The organism is Streptomyces sp. CA-294286, from assembly GCF_050947155.1.
Classification (GTDB): Bacteria; Actinomycetota; Actinomycetes; order Streptomycetales; family Streptomycetaceae; genus Streptomyces.
On the sequence record NZ_CP192005.1, the window covers coordinates 2172570 to 2190519 of the forward strand.

Sequence of the window (17950 nt, forward strand, 5' to 3'; positions counted from 1 at the left end):
GTGACGGCCACGGAGACCGCACGACGGTGACAGCCACGGGGACCCCGCACCGGCAACGACCATGGAGACCCCACGCACCCAGCGGGCCGGGTGCCCCGGTGGCGGCCACGCGGACACCTGCCGCCAGCGGGCCGGATGCCCCCGGCCGCCACGAAGACCCCACGCCCCCAGCGACTCGCCCATAGCCGCCCTCCCCCGCCCTCCCCGTGAACTGGCCCACTCCCCGTCCCGGCCAGGCAACCGCCCGTCCCCGTCCTCCGTCTAGCTGGTCGCAGCAGGGCGGCCACCCCTCGTCGGGAAGCCGCCGCCCGCCGCACGGAACGACCAGGCGCAGCGAGAACGACCCTCCGCTGCCGGGGCAGCGGACGGAGAACTTCACACGTGAGCAGCACGACAGCCGGGCCCGGCCTGCCCGAAGGCCAGGTCGACGCCGGCATGCCCGGCACGCGCGAGCCGGGCCGGACGGCCCCGGGGCTGCACCGCCGTACGCTCCTCGCCGCCGCCGGTGCCACCGCGGGCGCCCTGGCCCTCTCCTCCTGCACCGTTCCGCCACCGCGCCGCCGCGACCCGGTGGCCAACCCCGGGCCGGGCCGGCCGATCTCCAGCGCCGAGCGGTCGCTGCTGCTCCAGGTTCTCGCGCATCCGGACGACGACCTCTACTTCATGAATCCGGACTCCCGGCGCCTGCTGGAGGCCGGTACCCCGGTCGTCTCCGTGTACGTCACGGCGGGCGAGGCCAACGGGGTCAACCACCCGCCGGGCCGCCCCCGCCCCAAGCCCGACAAGACCGCGTACGCCTCGTCCCGCCAGCAGGGGCTGCGGCAGGCGTACGCCACGCTCCTGGGCCTGCCGAAGTTCAGCCCGTGGCGGCGCAGCGTGCTCACCCTGCGCGGGGACAAGCACGCCGAGCTGAACACGCTCTCCCACGGCGACCGCCGCGTCGACCTCGTATTCCTCAACGTGTCGGTGAACGCCTCCCGCAACCGTCCCGCGATGACCGCGCTGTGGGAGGACCGCGGGATGACCCAGCGCACCCTGGTACCGGACAACTCCCCGCTGGAGAGGTCGAGTTCGTACGACTACGAGCAGCTGGTCGACGCCCTCGCCGGGCTGTACGACCGCTACCGTCCCACCGTCGTGCAGACCCTCGACCCCGACCCGGACATCCAGCACAGCCCCGAGCGCTTCCGCAGGAAGGACAGCGAACAGCGCGGCTACTCGGACCACCCGGACCACACCGCCGTGGCCTGCTTCAGCTGGGCCGCGCTGATCCGCTGGGTGGCGGAGACCGCCGAGCAGGACAAGCCGCTCCCCCGTTTCGCCGCCACCGCCTTCCGCGGCTACTACAACCACCACTGGCCCAAGAACCTCCCCGAGAGCGTCCTGAGGGAGAAGGCCGGGACGCTCGTGCCGTACGGCGGCGACGTCGACTGGCAGTGCGGCAACCCGGCCGGCTGCGGTGACTACGGGGTCGGCAAGTGGCGTCCGCTGGAAAACTGGAAGGGCTGGGTCAACTCCACCAACTACCGTTACCCGGGACCCCAGTTGGTGACCCACCAGCAGGGCGGCGCGCTGATGGCGTACGGGGTGCTGGGGCTGCGACTGGTCCGCTGGCGGGCCGCAGGGAACGGCACCTGGAGCGCCCCCGAGGACCTCGGCGGCGGCCCGCTCGCTCCCGTACTCGGACAGGCCGTGCTGCGGGAGCACGACGGAGGCAAGGATTCCGGTCAGCTCCTCTTCGCCCTGCGGTACGCCGCGCTCGGCGGGCACGGCAGCGCGAACACCCGTGAGGTCGTCCAGTACGACGGCCGCGCCTGGACCGGACTGGGCTCCCCCGAGAAGCTCCCCGACCGCTCCCGCCGCCTGGGCGTCCCGGTCGCGGTGACGGCGGGCGACGGCCGCGTCCACCTCTTCGTGCGGAACGCCTCGAAGAGCGTCAGCACCCGGGTGCGGGAGGCCGACGGCCAGTGGGGGCCGTGGCGCACCCTCGACGGGCCCGACGCGGACAGCCCGAGCCCGTACGAGCAGGTCCCCCTCAAGCGCGGCACCCTCTCCCCCGTCGACGGCAACGGCCCCGGCAACGGCGACGGCGTCCAGGACGGGCTGTCCGCGGTCGTCGACGCCCAGGGACTGGTCCACCTCTTCGCGGCCGCCCGCACCTCCGTCCGGCACTGGGCGCAGACCGCGCCCGGCGCCCCCGTGTCCCTGCGCCCGGCGAGCCGGCTGCCCGCCCCCGGCGACATCCCGCGCGCGCTCGCGTACGAGGACGGCACGCTCGGCGTCCTCTACCGACGCCCGGTCAGCGCCCGCCTCACCGCCGTCCGCCCGGACGGCACCGCTCTCCCCGGCGGGCCGACCCTGCCCGGGTACGGTCCGGTGGCCGCGCTCAGCGACCCGGCGGGCCCCGTCCTGCTCGGCCGCACCGAGCAGGGTGCGCTGCAATTGCGCTCAGCGAAGGGCACGCTGAGCAAGCGGCCGGGAGCGTGCGTCGGTGCGCCCGCGCTGCTGCGCACGACCGCCGGCGCCCCCGCCGTGGTCGGCCTCGGCGCGGACGCGGCGCCCTGGCTCTGGCGGCCGTAAACACCGTAGGCCCGTACGGCCCGTACACGTCTGCGCCCGTCGGCGGTTGCGTCCACCGTCGGCGGGCGGCCGGTGTGGACCGGCCGGCCGCGCACAACGGAAAGGGCCCCGGCACCCACCGCTTGCGCGGCGGGGCCGGGGCCCTTCCTTTGGAGCTGGGAGCTGTCGCTACCGAGCTACCAGGTCGACCACCGGATACTTACTTGGTGATCTTGGTGACCTGGCCGGCGCCGACGGTCCGGCCACCCTCACGGATGGCGAACTTGAGGCCCTCCTCCATGGCGACCGGCTGGATCAGCGCGACCGACATGACGGTGTTGTCGCCCGGCATGACCATCTCGGTGCCCGCGGGCAGCGTGACGACGCCGGTGACGTCCGTGGTGCGGAAGTAGAACTGCGGGCGGTAGTTGTTGAAGAAGGGGGTGTGACGGCCACCCTCGTCCTTCGACAGGATGTACGCCTGCGCCTCGAACTCCGTGTGCGGGGTGACCGAGCCCGGCTTGATGATGACCTGGCCGCGCTCGACGTCCTCGCGCTTGATGCCACGGAGGAGCAGACCGACGTTCTCACCGGCCTGGCCCTCGTCGAGCAGCTTGCGGAACATCTCGATGCCGGTGACCGTGGTGGTGGTCTTCTCTTCCTTGATACCGACGATGTCGACGGTCTCGTTGACCTTGAGGACACCACGCTCGATACGGCCGGTGACGACGGTGCCACGACCGGTGATCGTGAAGACGTCCTCGATCGGCATCAGGAACGGCTTGTCGACGTCGCGCTCGGGCTGCGGGATCGACTCGTCGACGGCGGCCATCAGGTTCAGGACCGACTGGCCCCACTCCTTGTCGCCCTCAAGCGCCTTGAGCGCCGAGACCTTGACGACCGGCAGGTCGTCACCCGGGAACTCGTACTCGGAGAGGAGCTCACGGACCTCAAGCTCGACGAGCTCCAGGATCTCCTCGTCGTCCACCATGTCGGCCTTGTTCAGCGCGACGACGATGTAGGGGACGCCTACCTGGCGGGCCAGGAGGACGTGCTCCTTCGTCTGCGGCATCGGGCCGTCGGTGGCGGCGACCACGAGGATCGCGCCGTCCATCTGCGCGGCACCCGTGATCATGTTCTTGATGTAGTCCGCGTGACCGGGGCAGTCAACGTGGGCGTAGTGACGCGACTCGGTCTGGTACTCAACGTGGGCGATCGAGATCGTGATACCACGCTGGCGCTCTTCGGGAGCCTTGTCGATCTGGTCGAAGGCCGAGGCCTCGTTCAGGTCGGGGTACGCGTCGTGCAGCACCTTGGTAATGGCGGCCGTGAGGGTCGTCTTACCGTGGTCGATGTGACCGATGGTGCCGATGTTGACGTGCGGCTTAGTCCGCTCGAACTTTGCCTTCGCCACTGGATCCTCCTGCGGAGTGGTTCTGTACGCCTTGCTTCATCGGCGCCAGGTGATCTTTGCTGGGATGCCGGCGCCCGGGGCATTCAGCACGGATTGCGCTGAATGCCCCAGTGGCTCCGGTGATAAGCCTAAAGCGTGTGCTCATACGGGTCGGAACCCGCACTCGCGATGAGCAACTCGTGGAGAGTCGCCCGGTTGAGTGACTCGGGGAGTTACTCGCCCTTGGCCTTCGCGATGATCTCCTCGGCGACGTTCCGCGGAACCTCGGCGTAGGAGTCGAACTGCATCGAGTAGCTTGCGCGACCCGAGGTCTTGCTGCGGAGGTCTCCGACGTAGCCGAACATCTCCGAGAGGGGCACGAGGCCCTTCACGACGCGAGCGCCGCTGCGCTCCTCCATGGCCTGAATCTGGCCACGGCGGGAGTTCAGGTCGCCGATCACATCGCCCATGTAGTCCTCGGGCGTGGTGACCTCGACGGCCATCATCGGCTCAAGGAGCACGGGAGAGGCCTTGCGGGCACCCTCCTTGAAGGCCTGCGAACCGGCGATCTTGAAGGCGAGCTCCGAGGAGTCGACCTCGTGGTAACCACCGTCGAGAAGGGTGACGCGGACGCCGACCATCTCGTAACCGGCCAGGATGCCGAACTGCATGGCTTCCTGGGCGCCCGCGTCCACCGACGGGATGTACTCCCGGGGGATGCGGCCACCGGTGACCTTGTTGACGAACTCGTACGACGCGTCGCCACCCTCGATGGGCTCAAGGGCGATCTGCACCTTCGCGAACTGGCCGGTACCACCAGTCTGCTTCTTGTGCGTGTAGTCGATGCGCTCGACGGTCTTGCGGATCGTCTCGCGGTACGCGACCTGGGGCTTGCCGACGTTCGCCTCGACGCGGAACTCGCGCTTCATGCGGTCGACGAGCACCTCAAGGTGAAGCTCGCCCATACCACCGATGATGGTCTGGCCGGTCTCCTCGTCCGAGTGGACCTGGAAGGACGGGTCCTCCTCCGAGAGACGCTGGATGGCTACACCCAGCTTCTCCTGGTCGCCCTTGGACTTCGGCTCGATGGCGACCTGAATGACCGGTGCCGGGAAGTCCATGGACTCCAGGATGACCGGGTTCTTCTCGTCGCACAGCGTCTCACCGGTGGTGGTCTGCTTGAGACCCATGACGGCGATGATGTCGCCGGCGCCCACCGATGCGATCTCCTCACGCTTGTTCGCGTGCATGCGGTAGATCTTGCCGATGCGCTCCTTCTTGCCCTTGACGGAGTTCAGTACAGAACTGCCGGCCTCAAGGCGGCCCGAGTAGACCCGGACGAAGGTGAGCTTGCCCAGGTGCGGGTCGCTCATGATCTTGAACGCGAGGCCCGAGAAGGGCTCCTCGTCCGACGGCTTGCGCGCGATGACCTTCTCCGGGTCCTTCACGTCGTGGCCTTCGATGGCCTCGACGTCCAGGGGAGAGGGCAGGTAGCGCACGACGGCGTCGAGCAGGGGCTGAACGCCCTTGTTCTTGAACGCCGTACCGCAGAACACGGGGCTGACGGTGACGGAGTCGGCGCTGCCCTTGGACGCGAGCGTGATGCGGCGGATGGCCGCCATCAGCTGCTCCTCGGAAGGCTCCTGGCCCTCCAGGTACAGCTCCATCATCTCTTCGTCGTGCTCGGCGACCGTCTCCAGCAGCTTCCCGCGCCACTCGTCGGCGGCCTCGGTGTGCGTGTCCGGGATGTCGACCGTGTCGTACATCTCGCCCTTGGCGGCCTCGGCGGACCAGACGAGGGCCTTCATCGACACGAGGTCGACGACGCCCTTGAAGTCCGCTTCGGCACCGATGGGGAGCTGCATGACGAGCGGGACCGCACCGAGGCGGTCGACGATCATGTCGACGCAGCGGTGGAACTCGGCACCCGTACGGTCGAGCTTGTTGACGAAGCAGATGCGCGGCACGCCGTAGCGGTCCGCCTGACGCCAGACAGTCTCGGACTGGGGCTCGACACCGGCGACACCGTCGAACACGGTGACAGCGCCGTCGAGGACGCGGAGCGAACGCTCCACCTCGACGGTGAAGTCGACGTGACCCGGGGTGTCGATGATGTTGATCGTGTGATCGACATCGTTGAGCGGCCAGTGGCAGGTCGTCGCGGCAGACGTGATCGTGATGCCGCGCTCCTGCTCCTGCTCCATCCAGTCCATCGTGGCAGCGCCGTCGTGGACTTCACCGATCTTGTAAGACACACCGGTGTAGAAGAGGATGCGCTCGGTGGTGGTCGTCTTGCCCGCGTCGATGTGGGCCATGATCCCGATGTTGCGGACCTTGGCCAGGTCAAGCGAAGTGGTGGCCATATGGCTCAGTCTTCTCTCGGTCTCGATGTGGGTAGCGACTACCAGCGGTAGTGCGCGAAGGCCTTGTTGGACTCGGCCATCTTGTGGGTGTCCTCACGCTTCTTGACGGCAGCGCCAAGACCGTTCGAGGCGTCGAGCAGCTCGTTCATGAGGCGCTCGGTCATGGTCTTCTCGCGGCGGGCGCGGGAGTAACCCACGATCCAGCGGAGCGAGAGGGTGGCGGCGCGACCGGGCTTGACCTCGATCGGCACCTGGTAGGTGGCGCCACCGACACGGCGGGACTTGACCTCAAGCGAGGGCTTGACGTTCTCAAGCGCGCGCTTCAGCGTGATGACCGGGTCAGCGCCGGTCTTCTCGCGGAGGCCTTCCATGGCGCCGTAGACGATGCGCTCGGCGGTGGAACGCTTGCCGTCGAGCAGGATCTTGTTGATCAGCGACGTCACAAGAGGAGAGGCGTAGACCGGGTCAATGATGACCGGGCGCTTCGGGGCGGGGCCCTTACGAGGCATTCTTACTTCTCCTTCTTGGCGCCGTAGCGGCTGCGAGCCTGCTTACGGTTCTTGACGCCCTGCGTGTCGAGGGAACCGCGGATGATCTTGTAGCGAACACCCGGAAGGTCCTTCACACGACCGCCACGCACGAGCACGATCGAGTGCTCCTGCAGGTTGTGGCCCTCACCCGGGATGTAGGCCGTGACCTCGATGCCCGAGGTCAGGCGCACACGCGCGACCTTACGGAGCGCCGAGTTCGGCTTCTTCGGGGTGGTCGTGAACACACGCGTGCAGACGCCACGGCGCTGGGGCGAACCCTCAAGCGCGGGCGTCTTGTTCTTCTCGACCTTGTCCTGCCGGCCCTTACGGACCAGCTGCTGGATCGTAGGCACTACTTCTCCGGTTTCTGTGTGCCGATCACTGTGAAACTAACCTGAAACAGTCACCGACCCACGCGGTCGGGTGTGTCGGATCCGGCACGCTTCCGCGGAACGGAAGAGGACGCGAATCGCGAAGGCCCACATAAAGACGGACTCGCTCTGCGGCTGTAAACACGCACAGGAGCCCAGGCACAACCCAGGCACAAGGTCTGAGCGTACCTACCGCATCGACCTGGGTCAAAACAAATGCTGTCCATCCGTCGGCGGGGCCCAGTGCGGGGCATGCGGGTGACGCGAACCACCGCGTTTCCACCCCCTTGAGGAGGGGCCTCCAGTAGCTTGGCGTGGTCATGCATACGTTCGGTCGGCGGTCGGACACGGGGGGTGACGGGGATGGCCCGGAGCGAAGCGACGAGCGGGGACGAGGGCCTCGGGGACAGGGTCCCGTTCCTGGCCCGGCTGGAGCCGGAGGACCGTCGGGCGCTGCTGGCCCTGGGCCGCCCCCTGCGGTACGCCCCGCGCAGTACGGTGCTGCGCCAGGACGAGCCGTCGACGTACGTCCTGGTCCTGCTGCACGGCTGGACCAAGGTGACGGCCGCTGCGGTCAACGGGTACGAAGCGCTGCTCGCGCTGCGCGGTCCCGGCGACATCGTCGGCGAGGCGGCTGCCCTCAGCGGGCGGCCCCGCACCGCCACGGTGACCTCCCTGGAGGCGGTCACGGCGGTGGCCGTCGACCAGGAGCGGTTCACCGCCTTCCTCGCCGCCTCCTCCGGGGCCACCCTGAGCCTGCTCACCCTGACCACCGACCGCATGCACAAGGGCGATCAACGCCGTCTGGAGAACGCGGCGCTCACCGTGCGAGAACGTTTCGCCGTACTGCTCCTCGAACTCGCCCGCACCCACGGCAGCCGCACCGAACTCGGCATCGAGCTGTGCGTTCCGCTCAGCAAGCAGGAGCTGGCCGGAGCGATCGGCGCCTCCCGCGAGATGGTGCAGCGCCTGCTGAAGGAGCTGCGCGAGCGCGAGGTGGTGCTCACCGGCCGCCGCACGCTCGTCATCCTGCGGCCCGACATACTGCGCCGGATCGGGCACCAGGGCTGATCCCGCCCCTGTTCAGTGCACACGGTCACACTCGGACAGCGTCATCCGCCCTCACTCCGACACGCTCCGGCGAGCCACTCTGCCGTGCATGACACCCAAGGGAACGACCCCGAAGAAGACCCCCGCCCACCAGCCGCAGCCGCCGCTGAGCCGGAACATCCTGCTCCTCGACATCGAGCGCTACAGCGACCGCGACGACGTCGAACAGGCTTATCTGCGGCGGATGCTGTACGAGATCACCGACCGCACCCTGATCGCCGCGGGCATCGACGCCACCCGTCGGCTGCGCGCCGACCGGGGTGACTCCGTGATGGAGCTGATCGACGCGAACACCTCGCTGATCGATCTCCTCCGGGCATTGCTGAGCGAGACCCCGATCCAACTCCGCGCCACCAACCGCAAGGCATCCACCAGCGCCCAGATCAGGCTGCGCGCCGTCCTCGCCACCGGATACGTGGCCATCGACGAGAACGGCTGGGTGGGCGCCGACCTCAACTTCGCCTGCCGCCTGCTCGACGCCGACGAGCTGCGCAAGGCCCTGAAGCGCAGCGAGGACGACTTCGCCCTGTGCGTCTCGGACCCGGTCCACCGGGGCATCGTGCGGCACAACCACCCGGGCATCCCGGCCGAGAAGTTCCACCCGGTGGTGCTGGACGGGAAGAACGGGGCGATGGAGGCGTGGCTGTACGGACCCGTCCCGGCCGGTGAAGGCGGAACCCCGGCTCCCGGAGGGCACGCCGCGCCGCCCTCCCCCGCGCCGACGGGCGAACCCCAGGCCGAGCCCCCCGGCACGGCCAGCGGGGCCTACGTCCACGGCAACCAGACCGGCATCGCGGGCGGCACCTTCACCGCCCCCATCACCTTCGGCGACCTGAACCCGGGCGGCTCCCGGTGAGCGCCGCCGCCCCCGGCCGGGCGCAGAGCCCCGAGGTGTCGCCCGCCGCCCCCGGCCAGGAACCCCCCGAGGAGAACCAGCAGTCCGCCCCCGACCAGCAGGACAGCGCCGCTCCGCCCGAGCAGCCGCAGAACGCCCGCACCGCCCGGCGCGAACTCGTCGACCACACCCCCGGGTTCATCCTCGGCCGGTCCCCCTCCTTCGGCGGCGCCCTCGTCGGCGGTGAGCAGTCCGGCATCGCGGGCGGAACCTTTCACGGCGCGGTCAGCTTCCGCACCCAGATCCACCACCACACCTCCCTCGACGGCCCCCGGCACGCCTCGGGCGCCGTCCCCGCCGAACGGCTGGCCGCACTGTCCGCCACGTACCAGGAGAGCCCCTGCTTCGCCCCCGCCCTGCGGCGCCTGCGCGAGGAGCGGGTGCTGATCCTCACCGGCGCGCACGCGACCGGCCGCCGGGCCGCCGCAACGATGCTGCTGCACCGGCTGGGGACCCGGTCGGTACGGGCCCTGGACCCGGGCAGCTCACCGCTCGCCCTCGGGGAGCGGCTCACCGAGGACACCGGGCATCTCGCCTGCGACTTGGCCATCAGCCGCTCCCGTCCGTTCACGGACGCCCAACTGCTGGCGCTGCGCGAGAAGTTGACCGAGTACGACAGTCACCTCGTGATCACCACGAGTCCGTCCGCCCCCCTGCACCAGGACATCTCCCCCCTCCCTTGGGAGCCGCCCCCGCTGGCGGACACGCTCCGCGCCCACCTGCGGCACCTCACCGACGAGGAGACCGCCGGCACGCTGATGGCCCAGGAGCCGGTGCGCGACTTCCTCGACGGCGCCCGGCTGATCGGCGAGGCGGCGGCCTTCGCCCCGCTGGTCGTCGGCCACCACCGCGGCACGGTCCCCGCCTCCGCGCTGACCGAGTTCGGACGCGCCACCGTGGAGGAGCAGGTCCGCGCCTGGTTCGGCGGTACCGAGCTGAGCCTGCGGGACAAGAGCTTCCTGCTCTCCCTCGCCGTGTTCGACGACGCCCCCTATCCGCTGGCCGGCGAGTTCGCCGACCCGCTCTACGTACGGCTCCAGCGGACGGAGGACCCGGGCACGCACCCACGGGTGCCGGTGTTCGGCCCCGCGCCCTCCGAACGGCTGGAGCAGGCACGGGGTTTGGTGTACGAGGGCGAGGAGGCCACCGAGTGGGGTCCGGTTCCCCAGGCGATGGCCCGGTACGCCAACGAGCTGACCGCCCCCGTCCTGCTCACCGAGGCGTGGACCCGGCAGCCCTCCACCCGTCCCGCGCTGGTGGAGTGGGTGCGCCGGCTCGCCGACGACGGCCGTGCGCTGGTGCGCACCCGGGCCGCCGCGGCGAGCGCCGCTCTCGCTCATGCGGACCTGTCGTCCTGTGTGGGCCTGCTCATCACCCCCTGGGCGGACTCCCCGTCGTACGCCCACAGGCTGACAGCGGCCAACTCCCTGGTCCTGACCGACCTGTTGGGAGTCTCCGCGGTACGTCACCTCCTTGACCAGTGGTGCACGGACCTGGACCGCCCCGGCCGGCGCTGGACCGGCATCCGCGCCTGGGCCCTGCTGGCGGGCCTGCGCCCCGAGCTCGCGCCGCGGGCCCTGGCCTCGGTGGTCGGCCGGGCTCGCGACCCCGAGTGCGAGGAGGACGAGCTGCGGGAGCTGGCGGACTCGGCGGCGCTGCTGCTGACCGCGGGCCGCGCGTCGAGCATGGTGCACGAGCTGGCCGGACTGCTCGGCGACGGCAGCTCCGCCGTACGCGCCCTGACAGCCGAGGCGTTCCTGAAGGCGTGCGCATCGCTGGGGACCGCGGACGCGGAAGCGAGCCTGCTCGACCGGTACGCCCAACAGGACCGGACCTCCCCGCAGGCGACCCGCGACCTCGCCGCGCTGTGGAACGGCACGCTGGAGGACGCCGACCGCACCGGTGAGGCGCTCGCCGCCCTGCGCTCCTGGGTGCTCCAGGCCGACCGGCAACCTTCCGCCGAGGCGGCGCTGCGCACGCTGCTCCCCGCCCTGACCGCCACCGACCGGGGGCGGCTCCGGATCACCCACTTGCTGCGGACCATGCCGGGGGAGGACGGCGGGCCGCCCCCGGAGGTCGCCGGCCGGCTGCTGCGCCTGGTCGGGCAGCGGCCGGCGACGGACCTGGCGGTGATCTCGTGAGCATCCTCCGGTGGCGGCCGAACCAGCGGCGGCGGAACGACTTTCCGTGGCACGGCGGGCTCCGGGAGGACGACGAGGACCTCCCGCCCGGGTGGCCGTACGCGGCGTCCGACGAGCCGGAGCCCTGGGACCCCGGCGAGCCGTGGGGACCCGCGCCCGACGAGCGGGCCTGGTCGCCCGGACCCCCTTCCCGCCACACGGAGCTGACCGATCCGGTACTGAGCGTGCGGACTCTGGGCCGGTACGAGTACGCCACCAAGCGGCTGCCCGTGGGCGCGGACCACGCGCTGGTGTTCGCCACCACCGACCACCACTACCGGTCGTTCGTGCCCCCTGCGCGCCCCACCCGCGCCGACATAGCCAGCGGCCGGTTCACCGCCGTGTACGAGGTGGACATGGGTGTCCAGCGGGCGAGCAAGGAACTGGAGCTGCCCAGTGACCAGGAGTCCTTCTCCTTCGTCGCCGAAGCGGACTTCGAGTGGCGGGTGACGGACCCGGCGGCCTTCGTCGTCTCCGGTGAACGCGACGTTCCCGAGCTGCTGCACCGGGCTCTGGTGCGCACGCTCCGCCCGGTGGCCGCCGCCCACCCCGTGCACCGGGCCCGGGACGCGGAACGGTCCGCCCGCGCCGCCCTCGGCCTGGCCGGGCCGCTCGGCGCCGGACAGGGCATCACCGTCCGCTGCGACATCCGGCTGTCCGTCGACGAGCCCACCGCCCGGCACGCGGCGGCCGTACGGGAACGGCACCAGGCGCACGACCTGGCGGTGCTGCGCGAGGAACACGAGCGCGCCCTGCGCCACTACCGGGACCAGAAGATCGCGTACTACCAGGAACACCTGCGCAGGGGAGGCGTCACCGCCTGGGCCTTCCACCTCGCGGAACACCCCGAGGACGCACTGCTGGCAGTCCAGAACCTCTCTCACGAACAACGGGAGCTGGTGCGCAGCCAGTACGCGGTCGCCAAGGAACTGGTCACCGGCCCCGGCGTGGAGGCGTACCAGATGGAGGGTCCCAAGAAGCGGCTGCTCCAGTTCCTGGAGGACGCCTTCGCCCAGGCCCGCCCGGAAGCACTCGGGCCACTGCCCGAGCCGGAGAAACCCGCCCCCGAGGAGTCCCCGTGACCTCCGCACCCGAGCCCCCGCAAGGCCCCCGGTACCCGGAGCCCCCGACCCTGCGCGACGTGACCCACCTGTCGGAGAAGCTCCGCTCCCGCGCCGCGCCCCCGGATTCCGAGGACGGTCCGGGGCACCCCGACCGGGCCGGGCGCCGGCGCCGCGCGGCCGGTGCGGGCCACCGACCGTCCTCGTACGGCGACCGTCAGGACGACGGGGAACCGCCCCGTCCCGAAAGCCGGTACGAGGAGGCGCACACGCTGCTCGCGCGGCTGCGTGACCTGCTGGACGGGCCGGAGCCGCCCGGCCCGTGGGAGCGCCGCAGGCACCCGGGCCCGCTGCCCGCGCCCGGGTTCGCGGGCACGAAGGCGGACGACACGGCCGGGGACGGCTTCCCGCCCGAACCGGTCCCGTACGCGACCCGCCCGGACCCCTGGCCCCGGCGGCCCCCGGCCGGGTCCGGGGCGGCCGCCGCGTCTCGGCTGCGGCTCTCCTCCCGGGAGCGTCGCATGGACGCCACGGCCGTCTGCCAGCTCCTGACGCAGCTCCCCTGGGCCGTGTGCAGCGCCCTGCTCATCGGCCGGCTCTCCTCTCTCCTGCTGGGCGGGCTGGGCTGGTTGCCGCTCGCGCTGTGGGCCGGCGCGGGGCTGCTGGTCTTCCACCGATCCTCGGAAGCCCTGCTCGCCCGCTACCTGCTGCGCCTGGAACACCCCTCGGGCCGCGAACTCGACCGCCTGCGACCGCTCTGGGCCCAGGTCACGGCCCGCGCCGGGGTGGACGGCAGGGGGTATGCGCTGTGGATCGAGGACAGCCGGGAGCTGAACGCGTTCGCCACCGGCCGGCGGATCGTCGCCGTCACCCGCCAGGCCGTACGCTCCCTGCCGGACGGCCAGTTGGCCGCCGTCCTCGCCCATGAGCTGGGCCATCAGCGCGAGGGCCACTCCTGGGCCGCCCCGCTGGGCCGCTGGTACGGGATGCCCGCACGGGCGCTCGCCTCGGGGCTGCGCCGGGTGCTGCTGCACGCCTGGCTGCGACGGAAGGACCTGGCCCGCTCCCAGCGCCTCACCGCTGTGCTGGTGCTGCTGCTGGCCTTCGGGGCGCTGACCCTCGCCACCTGGGGTCTGCCGCTCGCACTGCTGGCGGGTCCGTTCGTGCTCGGGGCCACCGCGCGCCGCGCCGAGTACCGGGCGGACCGGCACGCGGCGGTGCTCGGTTACGGGCCGCAGCTCGCCTCCGTACTGGAACGGTCGATCGAGCGGGAACTCGCGGACCGGAACAGCCGGTTCCGCGGTCGGCGGCCCTCTCTGGTGGTACGCCTCCTCACTACCCGCGCCAACACGGCGACCAGGCTGCACCGGCTGCGCCCGTACCTCGAAACACGGGAGCGCTGACCCGCCCCCCCCACGCCGAAGGGCGCCTGCCCCGCTCGAAAGCGGGGCAGGCGCCCTTCGCACGTACCGCTACACGCTCTTACTGGTTGTACGGACCGTAGTCGTAGTCCTCCAGCGGAACGGCCTGGCCGGAGCCCGTGCCGAACGGCGAGTAGTCGATGTCGTCGTAGCCGACGGCCGAGTACATCGCGGCCTTGGCCTCTTCGGTCGGCTCGACCCGGATGTTGCGGTAGCGGGACAGACCCGTACCGGCCGGGATGAGCTTACCGATGATGACGTTCTCCTTGAGGCCGATGAGGCTGTCGGACTTGGCGTTGATCGCCGCATCCGTCAGGACTCGGGTCGTCTCCTGGAAGGAGGCGGCCGACAGCCAGGATTCCGTCGCCAGCGAGGCCTTGGTGATACCCATCAGCTGCGGACGGCCGGAGGCGGGGTGACCGCTCTCCTGGACCACACGACGGTTCTCGGTCTCGAACTTCGAGCGCTCGACGAGCTCGCCCGGCAGCAGTTCCGCGTCGCCGGACTCGATGATCGTCACACGGCGGAGCATCTGCCGGATGATGATCTCGATGTGCTTGTCGTGGATCGACACGCCCTGGCTGTTGTAGACCTTCTGGACTTCGCCGACCAGGTGGACCTGGACCGCGCGCTGACCGAGGATCCGCAGCACGTCGTGCGGGTTGGTCGCACCGACGGTGAGCTTCTGGCCCACCTCGACCGGGTCGCCCTCGCCCACCAGCAGACGGGCACGCTTGGAGATCGGGAAGGCCGTCTCCTCGCTGCCGTCGTCCGGCGTGACGACGATCTTCTTGGTCTTCTCGGTCTCCTCGATCCGGATGCGGCCCTTGGCCTCCGAGATCGGGGCGACACCCTTGGGCGTACGAGCCTCGAAGAGCTCGACGACACGGGGCAGACCCTGGGTGATGTCGTCACCGGCCACACCACCGGTGTGGAAGGTACGCATGGTGAGCTGCGTACCGGGCTCACCGATGGACTGGGCGGCGATGATGCCGACCGCCTCACCGATGTCGACGAGCTTGCCGGTGGCCAGCGAGCGGCCGTAGCAGAAGGCACAGGTGCCGACCGCGGACTCGCAGGTCAGGACCGAGCGGGTCTTGACCTCCTCGACGCCGTGCATGACCAGCTGGTCGATGAGCACGTCACCGAGGTCGACGTTGGCAGGCGCGATGACCTTGCCGTCGATCACGACGTCCTCCGCCAGCATGCGGGCGTAGACGCTGGTCTCGACGTCGTCGGTCTTGCGGAGGATGCCGTCGGCGCCCTTCTCCGCGATCTTCAGCTTGAGGCCGCGGTCGGTGCCGCAGTCCTCCTCGCGGATGATCACGTCCTGCGAGACGTCCACCAGACGACGGGTCAGGTAACCCGAGTCGGCGGTACGCAGGGCGGTGTCGGCGAGACCCTTACGGGCACCGTGGGTGGAGATGAAGTACTCCAGCACGGACAGACCCTCGCGGAACGACGCCTTGATGGGACGAGGAATCGTCTCGTTCTTGGCGTTGGACACCAGACCACGCATACCGGCGATCTGACGCATCTGCATCATGTTTCCTCGGGCACCCGAGTCAACCATCATGAAGATGGGGTTCGTCTTGGGGAAGTTCGCGTTCATCGCCTCGGCAACCTCGTGGGTCGCCTTGGTCCAGATCGCGATGAGCTCCTGAGTGCGCTCTTCCTTGGTGATCAGACCGCGCTCGTACTGCTTCTGGACCTTCTCGTCCTGCTCCTCGTAGCCCTTGACGATGGCCTTCTTGGCCTCGGGCACGACGACGTCGGAGATGGCCACGGTGACGCCCGAGCGGGTCGCCCAGTGGAAGCCGGCCGCCTTCAGGTTGTCGAGCGTCGCCGCCACGATGACCTTGGGGTAGCGCTCCGCCAGGTCGTTGACGATCTCGGAGAGCTGCTTCTTGCCCACCGAGTAGTCGACGAACGGGTAGTCCTCGGGCAGCAGCTCGTTGAAGAGCGCACGGCCCAGGGTCGTACGGAGACGGAACGGGTCACCGGTCTGCCACTCGGGCTCGCCCTCCTCCGCGGTCGGCGGAGTCCAGCCACGCGGCGGGACGGTGCCGACGGGGAAGCGGATGTCGACCTTCGCCTGGAGCGACAGCTCCCGGTTGTCGAACGCCATGGTCGCCTCGGCCGAGGAGCCGAAGGACCGGCCCTCGCCGATGACCTTGCGCTCTTCCTCGTCGGTGGTGAGGAAGAACAGGCCCAGCACCATGTCCTGGGTCGGCATGGTGACGGGACGACCGTCGGCCGGCTTCAGGATGTTGTTGGAGGACAGCATCAGGATGCGGGCCTCGGCCTGCGCCTCCGCGGAGAGCGGCAGGTGCACGGCCATCTGGTCACCGTCGAAGTCCGCGTTGAACGCGGTGCAGACGAGCGGGTGGATCTGGATGGCCTTGCCCTCGACCAGCTGCGGCTCGAAGGCCTGGATGCCGAGTCGGTGCAGCGTGGGCGCACGGTTCAGCAGAACCGGGTGCTCCGCGATGACCTCTTCCAGCACGTCGTACACGACCGTGCGGCCGCGCTCGACCATGCGCTTCGCGCTCTTGATGTTCTGCGCGTGGTTCAGGTCCACCAGGCGCTTCATCACGAACGGCTTGAAGAGCTCCAGCGCCATGGCCTTCGGCAGACCGCACTGGTGCAGCTTGAGCTGCGGACCGACGACGATCACGGAACGCGCGGAGTAGTCCACACGCTTGCCGAGGAGGTTCTGACGGAAGCGGCCCTGCTTGCCCTTGAGCATGTCGGACAGCGACTTCAGCGGACGGTTGCCGGGGCCCGTGACCGGGCGACCGCGACGGCCGTTGTCGAAGAGCGCGTCGACGGCCTCCTGAAGCATGCGCTTCTCGTTGTTCACGATGATCTCGGGGGCACCGAGGTCCAGGAGCCGCTTCAGGCGGTTGTTGCGGTTGATCACGCGGCGGTACAGGTCGTTCAGGTCGGAGGTCGCGAAGCGGCCACCGTCCAGCTGCACCATCGGACGCAGGTCCGGCGGGATGACCGGTACGCAGTCCAGCACCATGCCCTTGGGGCTGTTGCTGGTCGACAGGAACGCGGAGACGACCTTGAGGCGCTTGAGCGCACGGGTCTTCTTCTGGCCCTTGCCGGTCCGGATGATCTCGCGGAGGCGCTCGGCCTCCTCCTCCAGGTCGAAGGACTCCAGGCGCTTCTGCAGAGCAGCCGCACCCATGGAACCGTCGAAGTACGTGCCGAAGCGGTCACGCAGCTCGCGGTAGAGGAGCTCGTCGCCCTCCAGGTCCTGGACCTTGAGGTTCTTGAAGCGGTTCCACACCTCGTCGAGGCGGTCGATCTCGCGCTGGGCGCGGTCGCGGAGCTGCTTCATCTCGCGCTCGGCGCCTTCGCGCACCTTGCGGCGCACGTCGGCCTTGGCGCCCTCGGCCTCAAGCTCGGCCAGGTCGGTCTCAAGCTTCTTGGCGCGGGCCTCCAGGTCGGAGTCACGGCGGTTCTCGACCTGCTGGCGCTCGACGGAGACGTGCGCCTCCAGCGAGGGCAGGTCGCGCGTCCGGCGCTCCTCGTCCACGAAGGTGATCATGTACGCGGCGAAGTAGATGACCTTTTCGAGGTCCTTCGGCGCGAGGTCGAGCAGGTAGCCGAGGCGCGAGGGAACGCCCTTGAAGTACCAGATGTGCGTGACGGGCGCGGCCAGTTCGATGTGGCCCATCCGCTCACGACGCACCTTGGCGCGAGTGACCTCGACGCCGCAGCGCTCACAGATGATGCCCTTGAAGCGGACACGCTTGTACTTGCCGCAGTAGCACTCCCAGTCCCGGGTCGGACCGAAGATCTTCTCGCAGAAGAGTCCGTCCTTCTCGGGCTTGAGCGTGCGGTAGTTGATGGTCTCCGGCTTCTTCACTTCGCCGTGGGACCAGGTCCGGATGTCGTCCGCGGTGGCGAGGCCAATCCGCAGCTCGTCGAAGAAGTTGACGTCGAGCACTTGTCGTCAATCCCTCTTTCGGGGGTTCGAGCCCCTCGCTTGCGCGAGATTCATGGGCACTTCAAATGGTCTGAACGGGTCCGGGGAGGGCCGGGGGTCTCCGGTG

At 70.0% G+C, this 17950-nt stretch carries 11 protein-coding genes; 6 read left to right on the forward strand and 5 right to left on the reverse strand.

Annotated elements, in window-relative coordinates; genetic code table 11:
• Positions 1-435 precede the first annotated feature (435 nt).
• Positions 436-2580 carry a PIG-L family deacetylase gene (locus ACQPZG_RS14320; RefSeq protein WP_433549405.1) on the forward strand — a complete coding sequence of 715 codons (2145 nt, stop codon included), beginning with the start codon at positions 436-438 and terminating at the stop codon, positions 2578-2580.
• A 199-nt stretch (positions 2581-2779) separates the two neighbouring features.
• On the opposite strand, the gene tuf is transcribed toward ACQPZG_RS14320, so the two are convergent.
• The 4 genes from tuf to rpsL form a co-directional block, all read right to left on the reverse strand.
• Positions 2780-3973: an elongation factor Tu gene (gene tuf / locus ACQPZG_RS14325; protein ID WP_185027995.1), complete on the reverse strand. Its 1194-nt coding sequence runs from the start codon at positions 3971-3973 to the stop codon at positions 2780-2782.
• 212 nt (positions 3974-4185) lie between these two features.
• A complete protein-coding gene (gene fusA / locus ACQPZG_RS14330; RefSeq protein ID WP_433546158.1) occupies positions 4186-6315 on the reverse strand; it encodes an elongation factor G in 2130 nt (709 codons plus the stop codon).
• Positions 6316-6353: 38 nt separating this feature from the next.
• Positions 6354-6824 (reverse strand): 30S ribosomal protein S7, encoded by a 471-nt coding sequence (rpsG, locus tag ACQPZG_RS14335; RefSeq protein WP_185027993.1) that lies wholly within the window; start codon positions 6822-6824, stop codon positions 6354-6356.
• A 2-nt stretch (positions 6825-6826) separates the two neighbouring features.
• Positions 6827-7198 carry a 30S ribosomal protein S12 gene (gene rpsL, locus ACQPZG_RS14340; RefSeq protein ID WP_003948652.1) on the reverse strand — a complete coding sequence of 124 codons (372 nt, stop codon included), beginning with the start codon at positions 7196-7198 and terminating at the stop codon, positions 6827-6829.
• A gap of 381 nt (positions 7199-7579) precedes the next feature.
• Between rpsL and ACQPZG_RS14345 the strand changes: the two genes are divergently transcribed.
• The 5 genes from ACQPZG_RS14345 (at position 7580) to ACQPZG_RS14365 (ending at position 13865) form a co-directional block, all read left to right on the forward strand.
• Positions 7580-8287: a Crp/Fnr family transcriptional regulator gene (locus ACQPZG_RS14345; RefSeq protein ID WP_433546159.1), complete on the forward strand. Its 708-nt coding sequence runs from the start codon at positions 7580-7582 to the stop codon at positions 8285-8287.
• 88 nt (positions 8288-8375) lie between these two features.
• Positions 8376-9182, forward strand: a complete 807-nt coding sequence (locus ACQPZG_RS14350; protein WP_433546160.1) for a hypothetical protein — start codon at positions 8376-8378, stop codon at positions 9180-9182.
• Complete coding sequence (locus ACQPZG_RS14355) at positions 9179-11362, forward strand: hypothetical protein (protein WP_433546161.1); 2184 nt, start codon at positions 9179-9181, stop codon at positions 11360-11362. Before ACQPZG_RS14350 ends, ACQPZG_RS14355 begins: the two co-directional genes overlap by 4 nt.
• Complete coding sequence (locus ACQPZG_RS14360) at positions 11359-12483, forward strand: PE-PGRS family protein (protein WP_433546162.1); 1125 nt, start codon at positions 11359-11361, stop codon at positions 12481-12483. Before ACQPZG_RS14355 ends, ACQPZG_RS14360 begins: the two co-directional genes overlap by 4 nt.
• Positions 12480-13865 (forward strand): M48 family metalloprotease, encoded by a 1386-nt coding sequence (locus ACQPZG_RS14365; RefSeq protein WP_433546163.1) that lies wholly within the window; start codon positions 12480-12482, stop codon positions 13863-13865. Before ACQPZG_RS14360 ends, ACQPZG_RS14365 begins: the two co-directional genes overlap by 4 nt.
• Before the next feature lie 79 nt (positions 13866-13944).
• Here ACQPZG_RS14365 and ACQPZG_RS14370 read toward each other — a convergent pair whose 3' ends face one another.
• The gene (locus ACQPZG_RS14370; RefSeq protein WP_433546164.1) at positions 13945-17844 is read right to left on the reverse strand and encodes a DNA-directed RNA polymerase subunit beta'; all 3900 of its coding nucleotides are present in this window, start codon (positions 17842-17844) and stop codon (positions 13945-13947) included.
• Between the last annotated feature and the right edge of the window lie 106 nt (positions 17845-17950).

Coding starts and splice junctions, on each gene's coding strand:
- rpsG (WP_185027993.1), bottom strand. CDS start 6,824: ATGCCTCGTAAGGGCCCCGCCCCGAAGCGCCCGGTCATCATTGACCCG.
- ACQPZG_RS14345 (WP_433546159.1), top strand. CDS start 7,580: ATGGCCCGGAGCGAAGCGACGAGCGGGGACGAGGGCCTCGGGGACAGG.
- ACQPZG_RS14320 (WP_433549405.1), top strand. CDS start 436: ATGCCCGGCACGCGCGAGCCGGGCCGGACGGCCCCGGGGCTGCACCGC.
- fusA (WP_433546158.1), bottom strand. CDS start 6,315: ATGGCCACCACTTCGCTTGACCTGGCCAAGGTCCGCAACATCGGGATC.
- ACQPZG_RS14350 (WP_433546160.1), top strand. CDS start 8,376: ATGACACCCAAGGGAACGACCCCGAAGAAGACCCCCGCCCACCAGCCG.